Source organism: Rhizobium sp. BK376, assembly GCF_004341625.1.
In the GTDB taxonomy this organism is placed as follows: domain Bacteria; phylum Pseudomonadota; class Alphaproteobacteria; order Rhizobiales; family Rhizobiaceae; genus Rhizobium.
This window is the reverse complement of the sequence record NZ_SLZG01000001.1, coordinates 553,765-572,182: the sequence shown is the minus strand read 5'-3', so window position 1 is coordinate 572,182 and position 18,418 is coordinate 553,765. Positions and strand designations below refer to the sequence as shown.

Here is an 18,418-nt window from a genome sequence, read left to right as displayed (position 1 = left end):
AGGCGGGTCCAACTCCAGCGGTGGCTCGCACTTCTTTTCATGCTGGCGCTCACGCTTCTCTCCCCGCTGCCAGCCTTCGCTGTCATTCCCGACGAAGTCCTGCCCGATCCGGCCCTCGAGGCGCGTGCCCGGACGATTTCTGCGGAATTGCGCTGCATGGTCTGCCAGAACCAGTCGATCGATGATTCCAACGCCGATCTCGCCCGCGATCTGCGTCTTCTGGTGCGCAAGCGTCTGGTGGACGGCGACAGCGACCGGCAGGTGGTGGATTACATCGTCTCGCGCTATGGCGAGTTCGTATTGCTGAAGCCGCGTTTCAGCGAAAAGACCTGGCTGCTCTGGGGTGCGCCGATCGCGCTGTTCGTCCTCGGCGGCATTTCCCTCGTGGTCTTCGCAAGGCGCCGTGCCGGCAAGCCGACAGGGACCCGGCTGACGGCGGAGGAGGAAACGCGCCTGGACGAAATACTCGGCAAGTAACGTTCGCTCGAGGAATTTTACCGTCAGCGCAACATTCCGCCACATTACGAACTTTTCATTCCTCAGACAGTTCGCTGTAACCTCAGACTTCCTATATTCGCACTATCAACTGATCGCCGCCGGTCTCACCGGTCCAATAAAAATCAGACGAGAGAAGAGAAGGTACCCACATGTTCAGGAATATTAAGGACCGTTTGTCCCGCAGCACCGCCGTGAAGGCTTCGGCAGTTGCTGGTCTGGCTGTCGCCGTTCTCGCGACCGGTATTCCGCTCGAAATCACCAAGTCTTATGCCGACGCTGTCAGCGTTCAGGCTCCCCAGGTTCCGAGCTTCGCCAATGTCGTTGATGCCGTTTCTCCGGCCGTCGTTTCAGTTCGCGTTGAATCCCGCGTCAATCCCGTTGCGGATGACGATGATTCCTTCGGCCTCGGCCGTGGTTTCGATGAGCTCCCCGATGATCATCCGCTGAAGAAGTTCTTCCGCCAGTTCGGCCAGGAGCAGAACGGTCACAACCAGCAGAACCAGCAGAAGGGCCAGAACGAAGGCAAGGGTCGTCTGCGTCCTGTTGCCCAAGGCTCCGGCTTCTTCATCTCCGAAGACGGCTATATCGTCACCAACAACCACGTCGTCTCGGATGGCGCGGCATTTGTCGTCGTGATGAATGACGGTACCGAACTCAATGCCAAGTTGATCGGCAAGGACCCGCGCACCGACCTCGCCGTCCTGAAGGTCGACGACAAGCGCAAGTTCACCTACGTCAAGTGGGCGGATGACGACAAGGTTCGCGTCGGCGACTGGGTCGTGGCTGTCGGCAATCCCTTCGGCCTCGGCGGCACTGTCACCGCAGGTATCGTTTCGGCCCGTGGCCGCGATATCGGCTCCGGCCCCTATGACGATTACATCCAGGTGGATGCCGCCGTGAACCGCGGCAACTCCGGTGGTCCGACCTTCAACCTGAACGGCGAAGTCGTCGGCATCAACACCGCCATCTTCTCGCCGTCGGGCGGCAGCGTTGGCATCGCCTTCGCAATCCCGTCCACGACTGCAAAGAGCGTCGTGGCCGACCTGATCAAGTCGGGCAATGTTTCCCGCGGTTGGCTCGGTGTACAGATCCAGCCCGTCACCAAGGATATCGCCGAATCCGTCGGCCTGTCCGAGGCAAGCGGCGCGCTGGTCGTTTCCCCGCAGGATGGCTCTCCGGGCCAGAAGGCCGGCATCAAGAACGGCGACGTCGTGACGGCGGTCAATGGCGAAACCGTCAAGGATCCGCGCGATCTCGCCCGTCGCATCGGTGCGATGCAGCCGGGCTCCAAGGTGGAAGTCTCGCTGTGGCGCGGTGGCAAGGCACAGTCGGTTACGGTTGATCTTGGCACGCTGCCGGCAGACCAGAACCAGGCCTCCGATGACAACAAGGATCAGCAGCAGCCCCAGCCGCAGCAGCCGGCTTCCGAGAAGGCTCTTGCCGATCTCGGCCTGGCAGTCGGCCCGTCGGATGACGGCAAGGGTGTTGCCATCACCTCCGTCGATCCGGACTCCGATGCCGCCGACAAGGGCGTGAAGGAAGGCGAGAAGATCACCTCGGTCAACAATCAGGACGTCACCAACGCCCAGGATATCGCCAAGGCTATCGACGATGCCAAGAAGAACGGCCGCACCCGGGCGCTCTTCCAGATCCAGTCGAATGACGGAAGCCGCTTCGTCGCGCTTTCGATCAACGGTCAGGGCTGATTTCAGTCCCATTGAATGAAAAGGAGCCGCGCAGGCTGACGGCTTGCGCGGCTCTTTGCTTAGGGTCTTGCGATCGATAATCAGTTCATGGGTGAAAAGATGACCACAGGTAGTCAGCACGTTATCGAGCCTTCCGAATCCGGTTGTGCAGAAGCGGGACCGGCAGGTAATGTCACGCACATGAAGATTCTGATTATCGAAGATGACCTCGAAGCGGCTGCCTATCTGACCAAGGCTTTTCGTGAGGCCGGTATTGTTGCGGATCACGCCAGCGATGGCGAGAGCGGCCTCTTCATGGGCACCGAAAACACCTATGACGTCATCGTCATCGACCGCATGTTGCCGCGCCGCGATGGACTTTCCGTCATCAGCGAGCTGCGGCGCAAGGCAGTGCACACCCCTGTCCTCATCCTCTCCGCCCTCGGCCAGGTGGATGACCGTGTGACCGGCCTGCGCGCCGGCGGAGACGACTACCTGCCGAAGCCCTATGCCTTCAGCGAGCTTCTCGCCCGCGTCGAAGTCCTCGGCCGGAGAAAGGGATCTCCGGATCAGGATGTTCTCTATCGCGTCGGCGATCTTGAACTCGACCGGCTCTCCCACGAGGTTCGGCGCGGCGGCAAGGAGATCCTCCTGCAACCCCGCGAGTTCCGCCTGCTCGAATATCTGATGAAGAATGCCGGTCAGGTGGTGACGCGCACCATGCTGCTCGAAAATGTCTGGGACTACCACTTCGATCCGCAGACCAATGTCATCGACGTCCACGTGTCCCGTCTGCGCTCGAAGATCGAGAAGGACTTCAACCAGCCCATCCTGAAGACGATCCGTGGTGCCGGCTATATGATCAAGGACGAGGGATGAGTCGCTTCCGCGTCCTCTTCAAGTCCACCGCAGTCCGCCTTTCCGCCCTCTATATCCTGTTGTTTGCGCTCTGCGCAGCCACCCTTGTCTTCTATGTAACGGCCATGTCCGAGCGTCTGCTGACCGGGCAGATCCGTGATGCCGTCCAGCAGGAAGTGAACCAGGTCAAGCGTGCCTATGACGCGGGCGGGCTCAACCTCCTGCTGCGCACCATGGAGCGTCGCTCCCGACAGCCGGGCGCCAATCTCTATGTCATCGCCAGCCCGTCCGGCGACATCCTGGCCGGCAACGTCGCTTCGGTACAGCCGGGCGTGTTCGACGACGCCGGTTGGACGGAAATTCCCTTCCTCTATGAGCGCTATACGGATACCGGAGCGGAGCGGCGGCATCTGGCGCTCGCCAATATCTTCACCCTCGATAACGGTTTGCGCATTCTGATCGGCCGCGACCTCGGCGAACCCGAGCGCTTCCGTCTACTTGTCCGCCAGGCGCTGATGCTGGCGCTTGCCATCATGGGGCTCGGCGCGCTCGTCATCTGGTTCGGCATTGGCCGCAATGCGCTGAAGCGCATCGACCGGATGACCGACGCCAGCCGCAAGATCATGGCCGGCGATCTCTCCCAGCGTCTGCCGGTCGGCGGATCGGGCGACGAGTTCGATCGCATGTCCGGATCGCTGAACAATATGCTGGAGCGCATCGAGAAATTGAACGAGGGGTTGCGTCAGGTTTCGGACAACATCGCCCACGACCTCAAGACGCCGCTGACCCGGCTGCGCAACAAGGCGGCCGACGCGCTTGAAACCCGCGACAACGAGGCGCGTCGCATCGCGCTCGAGGGCATCATCGGCGAATCCGATCAGTTGATCCGCACGTTCAACGCGCTCTTGATGATTTCCCGCGTCGAGGCAGGGTCGGTTGCGGCGGAGATGACGGCGGTCGATATTTCCTCGATCGTTGCCGATACCGCCGAACTCTACGAGCCGGTTGCCGAAGAGGCGGGCCTGTCGCTGACGACAGATATCGAGCCCAGCGTCGAAGTGCAGGGCAATCGTGAACTCATCGGTCAGGCGATTTTCAACCTCATCGACAATGCGGTCAAATACGCGCCCGGCGGCGCGGGCAAGCCTGAAGTCGTGTTGAGGCTGGCGCGCAAGCCGGACGGCGTTCACCTCTGCGTCGCCGATCACGGCCCCGGCGTTCCCGAACAGAGCCGCGAGGACGTCATCAAGCGTTTCTACCGGCTGGATGAAAGTCGTTCCAAACCCGGCACGGGGCTTGGCCTTTCCCTGATCGAGGCCGTGATGGAGCTTCACGGCGGCAAGCTGCAGCTCTCTGATACCGATCCCGAGAATATGGTTGCGCGGGGCCTGACGGCCAGCATGGTATTTCCCGCAAAGGCCGCCTGAGCCGTCCTGCTTGATGTGTCGGCGTTCCGGCCAAGTCCACTATTGGCGCAAACGAAAGCTGGCCCTAGTTTAGGCTGCAGGCCGCTTCGTGATTCCTCCTGCGGCTTCCGCCATTGTCCCATCAATCGGAAAAGCCGCATGACGAAATCCGATCATCGCATTCAGGACGTTCCATCCGCGCTGCTGCGGCCTCTCAACCAGACGGAGGCGAAATCCGCGCTGGCCGATCTGAAGGCTATCGGCGCGACGGAGCCGACGATTGCCGCCCTTGTCGATGGTGCAACGCCTCTGCGCGATTTCGTTGTCAGCGTTCTGACCCTGTCGCCGCATCTGCGCGAAATGGCCAACCTCGATCCCGCGTTGCTGGCGGCGGCAATCAGCGAACCCCTGGAACCGCAGATCGAGCAACTGGTCGCCGAGGCGCGGCGGGCGTGGCTTCCTTCCGAAGGCGCAGGGTCGCCCTCGGAATCGGATGTGATGAGCCGCCTGCGCATCGCCAAGCGCAAGGCTTCCTTCCTGATTGCGCTTGCGGATCTCGCCCGTATCTTCGATGGCCGCATGACGACTTGGTGGCTAAGCGCGTTGGCGGAAGCTGCCATTTCCGCCGCCATCGATCACCTGCTCCTGTCGGCGCACGAAAGCGGCAAGCTCGTGCTCCCCGATCCCTCCACTCCGAGCACAGGCTCCGGCGTCATCGTTCTCGGCATGGGAAAACTTGGCGCGGAAGAGCTGAACTATTCATCCGACATCGATCTCGTTGTCTTTTTCGATGAAACGGCGGGCATCGTTCCCAATCCCGACGATGCGATCGACATTTTCCCGCGGCTGATGCGGCGCCTGGTGCGCATCCTTCAGGAGCGCACGGCCGATGGCTATGTTTTCCGCACTGACCTGCGTCTGCGGCCCGATCCCGGCTCAACCCCGCTCGCCATCCCCGTCGATGCGGCCATGATCTATTACGAGGGCAGGGGCCAGAACTGGGAGCGTGCCGCTTTCATCAAGGCGCGCCCGGTTGGCGGCGATCTCGACGCGGGTGCTGCCTTCATTCGCGACCTCGTGCCTTTCGTCTTCCGCAAGTATCTGGACTATGCCGCGATCGCCGACATCCATTCCATCAAGCGGCAGATCCATGCTCACAAGGGACATGGCGCAATTGCCGTGAAGGGCCACAACGTCAAGCTTGGGCGAGGCGGTATCCGCGAGATCGAATTCTTCGTCCAGACGCAGCAGCTGATCGCCGGCGGGCGAATGCCGGCATTGCGGTCCCGCGCGACCGAGCAGACCTTGGGGGAGCTTACCAAGGCAAAGTGGATCGATGCCGAAACACGCGACGAACTGATAGAGGCCTATTGGTTTCTGCGCGATGTCGAGCACCGCATCCAGATGGTTCGCGACGAGCAGACCCACCTTCTGCCCGAAACGGAGGTAGAGCTGAAGCGCATCGCCTTCATGATGGGTTTCGATGACACGTCGAGCTTTTCCGAGCGGCTCGTGTCCATTCTGAGGATCGTGGAGCATCGCTACGCCCAGCTTTTCGAGCAGGAGGCGAGGCTGTCGACGGAGACGGGTAATCTTGTCTTCACCGGGCAGGGGGATGATCCCGATACGCTCAAGACCCTTCGCAGGCTCGGCTTCGAAAGGCCCTCCGACATTTCGCAGGTCATCCGCACCTGGCATTACGGCCGTTACCGCGCCACGCAATCGGTTGAGGCGCGCGAGCGGCTGACGGAACTGATACCGGAACTGCTTCGCGTCTTCGGCGAAAGCAAGCGGGCTGACGAGGCTTTGCTGCGTTTCGACAACTTCATTTCCGGACTGCCGGCCGGCATCCAGCTTTTCTCGCTCCTGGGCAACAATCCGGCGCTGCTGTCCCTCATCGTCAACATCATGTCGTCAGCACCGCGCCTCGCCGAGATCATCGCGGCCAAGCCGCATGTCTTCGACGGCATGCTCGATCGCGGCCTGATGGCAGAATTGCCGACGCGGGAATATCTGGCAGAGCGGATCAAGGGGTTTCTGGCGCCGGCGCGTTATTATGAGGAAACGCTCGACCGGCTGCGCATCTTCGCCTCCGAGCAGCGCTTCCTGATCGGCATCCGCCTGCTGACAGGCTCGATCAACGGCGCCATGGCCGCGCATGCCTTCACCCATCTGGCAGACCTGATCGTCGAAGCCGCGCTTGATGCCGTTCTGAAGGAGATCAGGGCAGCGCATGGCAATTATCCAGGCGGTCGCGTGGCCGTGATGGGAATGGGCAAGCTTGGCAGCTTCGAACTGACGGCCGGCTCCGATATCGATATCATCCTGCTCTATGATTATGATGATGCCGCGGACGATTCCGATGGCGCCAAGCCGTTGGATGCAACGCGATATTTCACGCGCATCACCCAGCGGCTGATTTCCGCGCTGTCCGCCCCAACTTCAGAAGGCGTGCTTTACGAGGTCGACATGCGCTTGCGACCATCGGGCAACAAGGGCCCTGTCGCAACCCGCATCAACTCCTTTGAGAAGTATCAGCGCGAGGAAGCCTGGACCTGGGAGCACATGGCGCTGAGCCGCGCCCGTCTTCTATCCGGCGACGCCGGTCTCATCAGTGATGCAGAGCGCGTTATTGACGAGGTGCTGTCAACTCAACCGGATTTGGCCAAGATCACCAAAGACGTCGCCGAGATGCGGGCGCTGATCGAGAAGGAGAAGCCGCCAGCCAGTATTTGGGATCTGAAACTCATTCCCGGCGGGCTGATTGATATCGAGTTTATCGCGCAATATCTGCGACTGATCGCGCCCGCGAAAGCCCTGCATCTGAATACCAACGGCGTCAGCACCGATGAGGCGCTGCGGCAGCTGGGCGAGCGGCTGATGGATCGAAATGATCTCGATCTTTGCCTGGAGGCGTTGCGGCTCTATACGGATCTGTCGCAGCTTATTCGCCTGTGTGTCGACGGTCCCTTCGATCCGGAAAAGGCGCCGGCGGGCTTGATCGAGCTGGTTTGCCGGGCAGGGGATTGCCCTGATATCAGGACGCTGGAAGCAGAGCTGCGGCGGCTGTCGAAGGCGGTGCGTGCTGTCTTTCAGCGGACCGTCGCTGCATGAAATGGGAGCAATTCCAGCAAAAGCGTGCCACGGTTTTGCGTCCGGAATTGCGTCAAATCAAATAGGTAGAGCGTTTCCGCGATTCGAAGAAAAGCGAAAATGCTCTAGACGGCGGTGGTCCGGCCGTTGCCCTGGTCGGGAATGCTGACGGAAATCACCGTCCCCTGGCCTTCCCATGAGCGGATCTTCATGCGGCCATTGTGCAGCGAGGCGAGCGAGCGGGAGATCGCAAGGCCGAGACCCGAGCCCCCCTTGCTCTTGGCATACTGGCTCTGAACCTGCTCGAAGGGCTGGCCGATCTTGCCGAGAGCCGATTTCGGAATGCCGATGCCGGTATCGGCGATTGTCAATACCACGCCGTTGCGGGTTTCCCGTGTGCGTACAGCGATCCGTCCGCCATTATTGGTAAATTTCACGGCGTTCGAGAGAAGGTTGAGCAGGATCTGCTTCATGGCGCGCCGATCGGCGACCAGCCTGATATCCGACGAGATGCGCTGCTCGACGACGATATCCTTGTAGGCTGCAGGTACCGAGGTGAAGCGCAGGCATTCCTCGATCAGCGGTGCAAGATCTATCTTCTCGCAGAAAAGCTTCATATGGCCGGCTTCGATCTTCGACATGTCGAGAATATCATTGATGACGTTCAGCAGATGCTTGCCGCTGTCATGAATATCCTTGGCATACTCGTTGTATTTCCCGGAGCCGAGCGGGCCGAACATCTGGTTCTGCAGGATTTCCGAGAAGCCGAGGATTGCGTTCAGCGGCGTGCGAAGCTCGTGCGACATGTTGGCGAGGAATTCGGATTTCGCCTTGTTCGCGGCCTCGGCACGATCTTTTTCGGCCAGATAATTGGTGTTGGCCGTGGAAAGCTCGGCCTTTTGGCGTTCAAGGATCTGCCGCGACGCTGAGAGGTCGTTGATCGTCGCCATGAGGCGGCGCTCGGATTCGCGTAGGCGCTCCTGGTTGCGCTTGAGGAGGGTGATGTCGGTGCCCACCGAGACAAGGCCGCCGTCGCGGGTGCGGCGCTCGTTGATCTGCAGCCAGCGCTCGTCGGCGAGCTGCACTTCTGTTGTCTGCGAGTAGCCGGATCGATCGGGATCGGCGATGCGTCGCTCGATGACGGGGCGGGCCGCCGCCGCATTGACAACCGAACGCTCGGTGCCCGGAACGAGCACGTTGTCGGGCAGCCCGTAGGCCTGCTGATAGTGGGCGTTGCACATCACCAGCCGGTCGTTCTTGTCCCAGAGGACGAAGGCCTCGGACGTGCATTCGATCGCATCGGCCAGACGCTGGTCGGCCTCTGCATAGCGCTGCGCCAGACGGTGCTGCTCGGTGACGTCCATGGCGATGCCGATCATGTGGACGCGGCCGGAATTGGTGCGGATGACCTGCGCGCGAGCCCGCATCCAGACGTAGTGGCCTTTGGCGTGGCGGATGCGCAGGATCTGATCGACCTGGCCGGCATTGCCTTTGGCGACGGTGCGGGCGAGCTTGTAGAGGCTGTTGTCGTTCGGATGCATCAGCCGCGCCGCATCGCCGAAGGACAGGGTCTTGTCGGATGCCGGCAAGCCGAGCATGTCGTACATGGATCGTGACCAGAAGAATTCGCGGCTGGAAAAATCGAAATCCCACAACCCGCAGCGACCACGCGACAGGGCGGTTTCAACGCGCAGGTTGGATTCCAGGAAAATCTCGTCCGCATCGCGGGCCCGGCGGACCTGCGTGTAATAGGCATAGAGGATGACGAGAAGGATGGACGAGATACCGGCGAAAAGCGTGACGTTGAGGGTCAGTTCCTGCCGCCAGAGCTCGTCGATCTGGTTAAGCGACGCCGCCGAGATGATGAAATCGCCGCGGTCGCCGATGAGGGAGATTGCCGCGTAGTAGGGAGCGCCAGCGATCGTTGTCTCTATCACGCCTGCGCGGTCGCCGAAGTGACGGATGGCCGAAACCTCGGGAAAGAAATCGGAAATCGAAAGACCAACATAGGACGAGCCCGCTGCGGATGAGGCAAAGACCCGACCGCTCGCCTGCACAAGGAGGATGAAGGCACCGCCGTCGAGCCGGTCCTGCGGCAGATAGGTGGAAAGTCTTTTTTCGGCCGATCCACGATCCGCGGCCTGAAACAGACCGGGATCATTGGAGAAGGCGGCGGATGCGGCAGCAGCGGAGAGCGACGTTGCATGCCGCGAAGCCGACTCTATCCGCGAATGCTCCGTCATCATGCCGAACATGCGGGACGCAGCGACGACAGCAAGAAAGGCAACGATCAGGATGGGGATGGCACGTCTCAGGATGAGTTCGATCTGGGGAAAGCGCCGTGAGACAGCGGCGGCGTTCAATCCTGTCCGGCCGGAAAGGCCGCCATGCCACGATTTCAGCCCGCCGAAATTGACACGCAGCCGTCCATCGGCTGCGGTTGCCCGCCGCACGTCCACCATCTCGTTAGCCTTGTCCCTCGTATGATTCGCTGCGCCGCTCGCCCGAACCTGTCGTAATGAATCATTGCTGATTCGCCTTGTCCAGAGCCTGCGGTAAAACTTTCTTAACTGTTTGCACGCGCACGATTTTCTTCGCGAACGAGTCGGCACCGTAACGATTGTTGCAAGGCTCAACGAAAAAAGGCGGATGTAAAAACACCCGCCTTGCGAATCACTCATGCAAGCGCCGATTCATTCCTTGAGAATGCGCTCCACAATATCGCGCACGTCGGTCGAAAGATCTGCCGCGCGATCGATCTGCATCAGGGCTGAACGTGCATGGTCGGCACGATCTGATTCCAGCGACCGCCATGAGCGCATCGAGGTCAGAATGCGTGCGGCAAGCTGCGGATTGCGCTTGTCGATGTCGAGGATTTCGTCGGCCAGGAAGCGATATCCGGCGCCGTCGGCACGGCTGAAGCCCGTCGGGTTGCCGAACGCGAAAGTGCCGATAAGGGCGCGCACACGGTTGGGATTGGTGCGCTTGAAGAGGGGGCTTTCCATCAGGCCCTGAACGCGCTCGAGCGCGCCTGCGCCGGGAATGCCTGCCTGGATCACGAACCACTTGTCGACGACGAGCGCGTTGTTTTCGAAGCGATCCTTAAAGGTCGACAGCGCCTCCTGCGCTTCCGGCGAATCCGGGAAACGATGAGCAAGGATCGTCAGCCCGGCGCTGAGATCCGTCATGTTGTTGGCGGCGTCGAACGCCGCCTTGGCACGGGCTGGTACGTTGTCGGAGAGCGACAGATAGGAGAGTGCGGCATTGCGCAGAGCCCGGCGGCCGGCGCTGGCTGCATCCGGGCTGAAGTCGCCCGGGGTCTGTATGCTCTCGTAAAGTGCGGCGAAGATGTCCCTTCCAGCCTCGGCGATCTGGGTGAGGACCGCCTGACGTCCGGCATGGTTGGCGTCGGGATCATTGTTGCTGCCGAGCTCGCGCGCAATGTCGGTTTCGCTCGGCAGGCTCAGAGCCTGTGCGCGGAAGGCAGGTTCCAGGCTTTCGTCCGACGCAGCTGCCAGCAGCGCGTCGATGAAGGCGGGATCGCAGGTCACCGGCGCGCCCTGGCGGGCGTCGCGCGCACTCTGCAAGAGGTTCGGCAGCGCCAGATCGGTCAGCGCCTGCCAGCGAGCGAAGTGATCGGTCTCGAAGCGGGCAACCAGCGCCAGGTCGGCGGCGCTCTGTGTGAAATGCAGGTTGATCGGCGTCGAAAAGCTGCGGTTCAGCGACAGGACCGGACGGGACGGGATGCCATGGAAGACTGCGGTTTGCGTACGCTCCTTCAGATGCAGTACATCGTCGGTCAGTTCCGCTGATGTCACCGAGCTTGGCGTCATCAGCGAACCGTCTTCGGAAAGTAACGCCATCCGCAGCGGGATATGCATCGGCTCCTTGGACGACTGGCCGGGCGTTGCCGGGATCATCTGCTCGAGTGACAGCGAAAATGTCTTGGCGGCGGCATCATAGCTGCCGGATGCCGTTACCAGCGGCGTTCCAGCCTGGTGGTACCAGAGCGAGAACTGGGTGAGGTCGCGGCCGCTGACCTCAGCGAAGCAGGCGACGAAATCCTCGATCGTTACGGCCTGGCCGTCATGCCGCTCGAAATAGAGATCCATGCCCTTCTTGAACATGTCCTTGCCGAGCAAGGTCGCGATCATCCGCGTGACTTCGCTGCCCTTCTCGTAGACCGTGGTCGTATAGAAGTTGTTGATCTCGCGATATTTCGTCGGGCGGACCGGATGGGCGAGCGGCCCGCTGTCCTCCGGAAACTGTTCGGATTTCAGGTGCCGCACTTCGGCAATGCGCTTGACCGGGCGCGAGCGCTGGTCGGCGGAAAACTCGTGGTCGCGATAGACCGTCAGGCCTTCCTTGAGGCAGAGCTGGAACCAGTCGCGGCAGGTGATGCGATTTCCCGTCCAGTTGTGGAAATATTCATGCGCGATGATCGCCTCGATATTGGCGTAGTCTTGATCGGTCGCGGTCTCGGGATCGGCAAGGACGTACTTGTCGTTGAAGACGTTGAGGCCCTTGTTCTCCATCGCGCCCATGTTGAAGTCGGAGACGGCGACGATCATGAAGATATCGAGATCATATTCGCGGCCAAAGACTTCTTCGTCCCACTTCATGGAGCGCTTCAGCGCGTCCATGGCGTAAGCTGCACGCGGCTCCTTGCCGTGCTCGACATAGATCTTCAGGGCGACTTCGCGATCCGACATCGTGGTGAAAGTGTCTTCCACGACGCCGAGATCGCCGGCGACCAGTGCGAAGAGATAGCTCGGCTTCGGATGCGGATCGAACCAGGCCGCAAAATGTTTGCCTTCGGTATAGCCGGCGCCGCCGAGGAAATTACCGTTCGACAGCAGCAACGGGTTCGCAGCCTTGTCGGCGATGATATTGACCGTAAAGGGCGCCAATACATCGGGTCGATCCGGGAAATAGGTGATGCGGCGGAAACCTTCCGCTTCGCACTGCGTGCAGTAGATGCCACCGGTGCGATAAAGCCCCATCAGCTGGGTGTTGGCTTCCGGATTGATGATCGTGGTGATCGTCACTTCGAACGGAGCCGTTGCCGGAAGATCGCGAATGGTCAGGCTTTCCGGCAGGACCGTATATTGCTCGGCCGGAATTTCCGACTGGTCGAGCAGGAGACCGGAGAGCGTGAGTTCATCGCCATCGAGAACAAGCGGAGCACTCGGCTCGACGCCTTCGCGGCGATGGAAGATCAGCCGGGCTTCGACCTTGGTTTCGGTGGGATCGAGCTCGAAGGTGAGATCCACGCGTTCAAGGACAAAATCGGTGGGACGGTAGTCTGCCAGATTAATGATCTGGCCGGTATCTGTGCGCATGGTGTTTCCTGGTCAGGCCTGCCGTCCCCGGTTTTGCTCTTCGGGGTAAGACGTCGGATGGAGACTTCTGTTGGTACAATTACATTAAATTCTGAACTAAACTTAAAGCCTCTCGACGGAGTTTCCAAGTTTTGCTGGCAGGGTTACCGCAAGTTTTATTTGTGGCCGAAGTCGCCGTCTGTTCACCGGAAATTGAACGCAGCCGTGCTGCCGCCGGTGGGCGGCTAACTATTCGCTTGGCGATATCGCGGAACGTGGCGTCGCATCGGTCCCCCGGACCGGAATGGGCAGGGACTGAAAGCCCGTCTTTTCGATTCGGCCTTCATTCGCCTTGCGCATTGCCATGCGCCAGCCGGCATAGCCGGCGTAAAATGCAAAGACGAGGGCAAGGAACCACAGAAGTCCGGGGGGGCCGGCAAACTGCATCAAGGCGCCGCCGACGAGCGGTCCGGAAACCGTTCCGAGACCGTAAAGGATCATGATGCCGCTCGATATGGTCACATATTCGTCCGGCGCGGCGCGATCGTTCGCATGGGCGACGTTGATGGAATAGATCGGGTAGAGCATCGTGCCCACGAAGAAGCCGCCTATATAGAGAGCGACCTGCGACTCCACGCTGAGGAGCGTCATCGAAACACAGGCGATGACACCGACCACGCCGCAGACGATCATGACGATGCGTCGGTCGATCATATCGGAAATGCGCCCGATCGGCATTTGCGAAACCGCGCCGCCCGCCAGAACGCAGGAGAGAAGCGTGGCGCCCTGCGCGGTGTTCATCCCGATATTCTGCGTGTAGACACCGCCCAGGCTGCTCCAGGTGCCCGAGAGAGCGCCCGACAGAAGTGAGCCGACGAAGGCGATCGGCGACAGCCGGTATAGTTTCGGCAGGTCGAATTTGGCCTGGGCGATCGGCGTCGGTGATTGCGCCGTCGACAGGGCCGTCGGCAACATGGCAAGCGAGAAGATGACGCCGCAGAGGATGAAGAGATAGGTTGTCTTGGGATCGCCGAGCGGAACGAGATATTGGCCGCCGATCGACCCGACAAGGCAGGTGATCATGTAGACGGAAAAGATCGTCGCCCTGTTGTCGTTGGTGACACGCTCGTTGAGCCAGCTTTCAATGATGAGATAGCTTCCCGCTATGCCGAAACCGCTAATGAAGCGGAAGGCGATCCAGGCGCGCCAATCCACCATAAGCGCACAAAGCAGAACGCCGATGCAGAGCAGCGATATCAACGCCCCGAAAACCCTGACGTGACCGACGCGCTGGACGAATTTGGGCGTAATGATACACGAGATCGTGAACCCGAACGTGTAGCCCGTTGCGATACAGGAAATCGTGAAGGTCGACCAACCTTCCGCGACAGAGCGGATCGGCACGACGAAGTTCATGAGACCGTAGCCAATCATCATCAACAGCGTTGACAACATGAGACTGGCGATCGAGACGAGGCTGACCAGCATGGGATTTCCAGTCTTTGAGTGGATGACCGCGTTCAGAGTGAACCTTGCTCTATCCTACGAACCAGGCGCGATCAATCGCGACAGGCACTGACGCAAGCGACATCATGGACACCGAAGCACGTCTTTGCGACGGTCAGCGTTGCTCGGAGAACAGCGATAATTTATAAGTGAATGATCTTGCATGATCGGAGCTTTCGCACAATTATAGCATGCTATGTGATGCTCCGGGGTCCTGCCTGGAGTGGCATCTCGAACGAAAATATAAGCCGGACGTTCTTGTCCGGAAGAATTCTTTTGTGTGTTTTGGGCGCATGAGGAGGCCCATCTTGACGCTCCCAGCCGAGCAGATTGCTCGTCATCCCAACATTGTTCCTTCCCTTCGCTTTCTGGCGAAAACTCTGCGAGAGCGCTTTGACAATGGGCCGAGGCTGGCCCGTCTTCTCGCGTCCCATCAACGCTGGCTTCTGACGCAGGTTGCCTATGCGCTCCATCACGAGCGTGATCCGGCCCAGCCGTTTTCGGGGCTGACCACGGTGGGCCTGAGGGATGCGATCACCGAATATCGCGTCGCGAGCCGGAATACCGTTCTGAGTTTCATCGAAGAGCTGAAGACCTATCGCTTCATCCTCTCCCCTTCAGAGGAGGAGGGACGCCGTCCACGGCGATATGTGCCAACTGATGTCAGTCAGAAGGCGATGTTCGGATGGTGCCTTGCCAATCTGGCCGCACTCGATCTGCTCGACAACGGCAATCGCGCCGATGTCCTCTCCGCCAACCCGCACCTCATGCATCTCTTGCAGCCGCGGGTGGCTCGCAATTGCCTGAACGATCTTCGTTGGCGCGAGCCACCGGAGCGGGTAGGGCTCTTCCTGTGGACGGAAGCGGGTGGATTGGTGGTCGATCATCTGATCGCTAACCTCGATTGCCAGGTTCGGAACAGTGAGCAGATTGATATCGGCCGGATCGACACGCGTGTTCTCGCCGGACAATTCATGATGTCGCGAACGCATCTGCAGCGACTGTTGCGGAAGGCGGCTGGTCGAGGCTGCGTCGGCTGGTACGATCCTCCGAAGAAAACGCAGCTGTGGATGTCACGCGATTTTCTCGACGAATATTGCGGCTGGCAGGCCGTCAAGCTTTCGATTGTCGACGAAGCCTTTGCCTGGGCGACCCAGGATATGGGCGCAAGCGGCACATAAAAAACGCCGGGCAAATTGCCCGGCGCTTGCGTGATGAAAAGGTCTACTGAAAATGCGAAAATAAAAAGGGCAGGATTTTCATCCTGCCCTTGCCGAAATCGCATTGGATTTCAGCTGCGCTTGGCCCTGCATGATGTTGGTGACAAGCACAGATCAGCACTCGCGAAAATCGGAGAAAATGGCTGTTGGACGGGCAACACGCGCGGAAATACCTGTGCCCCGGGCAATCATCTGCTCATTGGCAGCGGAACCGATGCGGCGGTAGGTCTGGCTGTTGCGTGCCGATTCGCTGGCATGGCGGAGGGTTTCAAACCCACAATGGATAGGACGATAGCGTGCGGTCATGGCCTTGGTTCCTGACAATCGGGTTTCCTCCCAAGACACAACGCTAATATTGCAGTGCAGCATTGATTCTGCAATGTGCCCAAATGTGGTACTGCTATGCGAAAAATACATGGCTTGTTTCATTTTACTTTAATATTGCCGAAACTTTAGCCGGGGAATTCCGTCCGAACACGCGATTTGAACGCCAAAAGGTCGTTCCAGGCCAATCTCTTGTTGATTGGGGCGGTGAGCAATTCCTGTGGATGGAGGCTCGCCATCGCCGGTATCTTGGTTCCCGATATCCAGACGTCGCGCCACTGGCCACGAACCCCAAGAATCGTGTCATTGCCACCGAAGAAGAATCGCGCCGTGAAGTTGCCGAGCAGCAGCAGCACCTTCGGCTCCGCCAGCGCGATTTGCCGATCGATGAAGGGTCGGCATATTTCCATTTCCGGTACCGAGGGCGCACGATTGCCCGGCGGCCGCCACGCAATGACGTTCGTTAGCATGATCTGCTGGCGATTAAGGCCGATAGCCCCGAGCATCCGATCCAGCATCTGCCCGGCCTTTCCGGCGAAAGGAATTCCTTCGCGATCGTCGTCGGCGCCAGGCATCGGCCCGATCACCATGATGCGGCTTTCCAGATCGCCGGTCGCAAAGACGGTCGAGCGGGCGCTATTCTTGAGATTGCAGCCATTGAAGGCTTCCAGCGCTGTCTTCAGTTCGCTGAGCGAGCGTGCGCTCTCGGCGGCGAACCTTGCCTGCTCGATAGCCTGATCGTCGGGAATGGCTGGCGCATTGCGCGATTGTGGTGAGGCCGAAGGTGCCGGTTGGCGTTCGGCGGGCCGGCGTTCCGTCTGCGCGCGAGCGGCTGACGCAGGCGCCTGCGACGGCGTGTCAATTCTCGGCTGGCTTGTGCGCGCACCTTGCCGCGCTAGCTTCATTGCCTCGAATTCCGCAAAGCGGTCGACGGGCTCTTCCTCCAACAACCAGTCGACGCCGGCATCTGCATGGAAATGCAGAAGTGCGGCGAGTTCGGCCGGGGAGAGGTCGTTGGCGGAGATCATGGGCAAAGTCTATCGAAGTGCCGGCAGGTAGGGAAGGGCGTCTTCACCCGTCAACGCTCCGTTCCCTATGCGGTCCACTGGGTGATGTCGTCACGCTCGCCGATGAGCGCCAGACCGTGGGCGATGGACAGCAGTTCGCCGCCGGTCTCGATGCGATCGGCGTCGAAGCGCTCGGTGAAAATGCGCCGCACGGCGGGAACGAACGATGTGCCGCCCGTGAGGAAGACCTTGTCGATATCGCCTACGGCCGTGTTGGTCTTCTCCAGGACGTCGTCGAGCGCGCCTTCTATCCGTGCCAGATCATCGACAATCCAGCTCTCGAAATCGGCGCGACGTACCGTCTTGCGCCCGGCGGCCCCGAGCGGCGGGAAATTGAACTCTGCTTCGTCAGTCGCCGATAGCGCCATCTTCGTCGCCGAGACGGCCTGGTAGAGCGGATAGCCTTCGTCGTGATCGACAAGCTCGATGAAGGTCTCCAGCTTTTCCGGTTCCATGCTGGTGCGCACCAGCTTCCTCAATTCTGCAAACTCACGCGAGGTCTTGAAGATGGAAAGCTGGTTCCAGCGGCCGAAATTCGCATAGTAGGAGGAGGGGACATCCAGCAGCTTGTCGAAACTCTTGAACTGGCTGCCCTTGCCGATCTCCGGCGAGACGATGTTATCGATCATGCGGAAGTCGAAATGGTCGCCGGCTACACCGACACCCGAATGGCCGATCGGCTGCGCCGTCAGCTTTCCGGCCTTGGTCTCGAAGCGGATGAGCGAATAGTCCGTCGTACCGCCGCCGAAGTCGGCAACCAGGACCGTCGCATCTGATTTCAGGTTCTGGGCGAAATAGAACGCGGCGGCGACGGGTTCGTAGACATAGTGGATCTCCGGAAATCCGAAACGCGATAGGGCTTCGTTATAGCGCTGGGTGGCAAGCGCCGGATCGGGGTTGGCGCCGGCAAAATGGACTGGCCGGCCGGTAACGATGCGGCCGATGCCCGATGGCCAGCCTTCGCCTGCATAGGCGCGGAGCCGGCGCACGAAGATTTCCATCAGGTCTTCAAAGGAGTGGCGCTTGGCAAAGATCAAGGTCCCCTGAAAGAGGGCGCTTGCCGCAAAGGTCTTGATCGACTGCAGGAAGCGGCAGTCGCCTGGATTGTCGATGAACTGCCGGATCGCGGCATGCCCCGCCTCGACCTTCAGCGCAGAGGCGCCGAGATCAGGATCCTTCATGAAGGACAGCGCGGTGCGCATGCTGTCTGCCGTACCCGCCGTGCTGGTGAACGCGACCGACCGTGTGTCGCGCCCGTCGGCAAGCGCCAGCACCGTATTCGTCGTACCGAAGTCAAAACCCAGTGCCTGAGCCATGCTCGCACTCCTTACTGCCAAAAATGTCTGGAAGGGGAACGGAGCCCCGGAAAAGGCGAGACGCGCCTTTCATCAAAGAGGGCGCGTCATGGCATGGCTAAGCTTCAAGCGCAAGGCTCAAACA

At 60.2% G+C, this 18,418-nt stretch carries 12 protein-coding genes; 6 read left to right on the top strand and 6 right to left on the bottom strand.

What is annotated here, in order from left to right; genetic code table 11:
- Positions 1-39: 39 nt before the first annotated feature.
- The 5 genes from EV561_RS02870 (at position 40) to EV561_RS02850 (ending at position 7,561) form a co-directional block, all read left to right on the top strand.
- Positions 40-477, top strand: a complete 438-nt coding sequence (locus EV561_RS02870; RefSeq protein WP_132518066.1) for a cytochrome c-type biogenesis protein — start codon at positions 40-42, stop codon at positions 475-477.
- A 170-nt stretch (positions 478-647) separates the two neighbouring features.
- Positions 648-2,204, top strand: a complete 1,557-nt coding sequence (locus tag EV561_RS02865) for a Do family serine endopeptidase (protein ID WP_132517390.1) — start codon at positions 648-650, stop codon at positions 2,202-2,204.
- 99 nt (positions 2,205-2,303) lie between these two features.
- A complete protein-coding gene (locus EV561_RS02860; RefSeq protein WP_132517388.1) occupies positions 2,304-3,062 on the top strand; it encodes a response regulator transcription factor in 759 nt (252 codons plus the stop codon).
- Positions 3,059-4,468, top strand: a complete 1,410-nt coding sequence (locus tag EV561_RS02855) for an ATP-binding protein (RefSeq protein ID WP_132517386.1) — start codon at positions 3,059-3,061, stop codon at positions 4,466-4,468. Before EV561_RS02860 ends, EV561_RS02855 begins: the two co-directional genes overlap by 4 nt.
- A gap of 138 nt (positions 4,469-4,606) precedes the next feature.
- Positions 4,607-7,561, top strand: coding sequence for a bifunctional [glutamine synthetase] adenylyltransferase/[glutamine synthetase]-adenylyl-L-tyrosine phosphorylase (locus EV561_RS02850; protein ID WP_132517384.1), 2,955 nt, complete (start codon positions 4,607-4,609; stop codon positions 7,559-7,561).
- Between the two features lie 104 nt (positions 7,562-7,665).
- Here the strand turns inward: EV561_RS02850 and EV561_RS02845 are convergent, their stop codons facing one another.
- The 3 genes from EV561_RS02845 to EV561_RS02835 form a co-directional block, all read right to left on the bottom strand.
- Positions 7,666-10,002 carry a PAS domain-containing sensor histidine kinase gene (locus EV561_RS02845; protein ID WP_132517382.1) on the bottom strand — a complete coding sequence of 779 codons (2,337 nt, stop codon included), beginning with the start codon at positions 10,000-10,002 and terminating at the stop codon, positions 7,666-7,668.
- 231 nt (positions 10,003-10,233) lie between these two features.
- The gene (gene pepN, locus EV561_RS02840; protein WP_132517380.1) at positions 10,234-12,882 is read right to left on the bottom strand and encodes an aminopeptidase N; all 2,649 of its coding nucleotides are present in this window, start codon (positions 12,880-12,882) and stop codon (positions 10,234-10,236) included.
- Positions 12,883-13,110: 228 nt separating this feature from the next.
- A complete protein-coding gene (locus EV561_RS02835; protein ID WP_132517378.1) occupies positions 13,111-14,349 on the bottom strand; it encodes an MFS transporter in 1,239 nt (412 codons plus the stop codon).
- Between the two features lie 326 nt (positions 14,350-14,675).
- Here EV561_RS02835 and EV561_RS02830 point away from each other — a divergent pair, with 326 nt between their 5' ends.
- Positions 14,676-15,548 (top strand): hypothetical protein, encoded by an 873-nt coding sequence (locus EV561_RS02830; RefSeq protein WP_132517376.1) that lies wholly within the window; start codon positions 14,676-14,678, stop codon positions 15,546-15,548.
- Positions 15,549-15,701: 153 nt separating this feature from the next.
- Here the strand turns inward: EV561_RS02830 and EV561_RS02825 are convergent, their stop codons facing one another.
- The 3 genes from EV561_RS02825 to EV561_RS02815 all read right to left on the bottom strand — a co-directional run bounded on the left by EV561_RS02825 (position 15,702) and on the right by EV561_RS02815 (position 18,294).
- The gene (locus tag EV561_RS02825) at positions 15,702-15,893 is read right to left on the bottom strand and encodes a hypothetical protein (protein WP_132518064.1); all 192 of its coding nucleotides are present in this window, start codon (positions 15,891-15,893) and stop codon (positions 15,702-15,704) included.
- 146 nt (positions 15,894-16,039) lie between these two features.
- A complete protein-coding gene (locus EV561_RS02820; RefSeq protein ID WP_132517374.1) occupies positions 16,040-16,939 on the bottom strand; it encodes a uracil-DNA glycosylase in 900 nt (299 codons plus the stop codon).
- 65 nt (positions 16,940-17,004) lie between these two features.
- Entirely contained in the window at positions 17,005-18,294 is a 1,290-nt protein-coding gene (locus EV561_RS02815) for an Hsp70 family protein (protein WP_132517372.1), read from the bottom strand.
- Between the last annotated feature and the right edge of the window lie 124 nt (positions 18,295-18,418).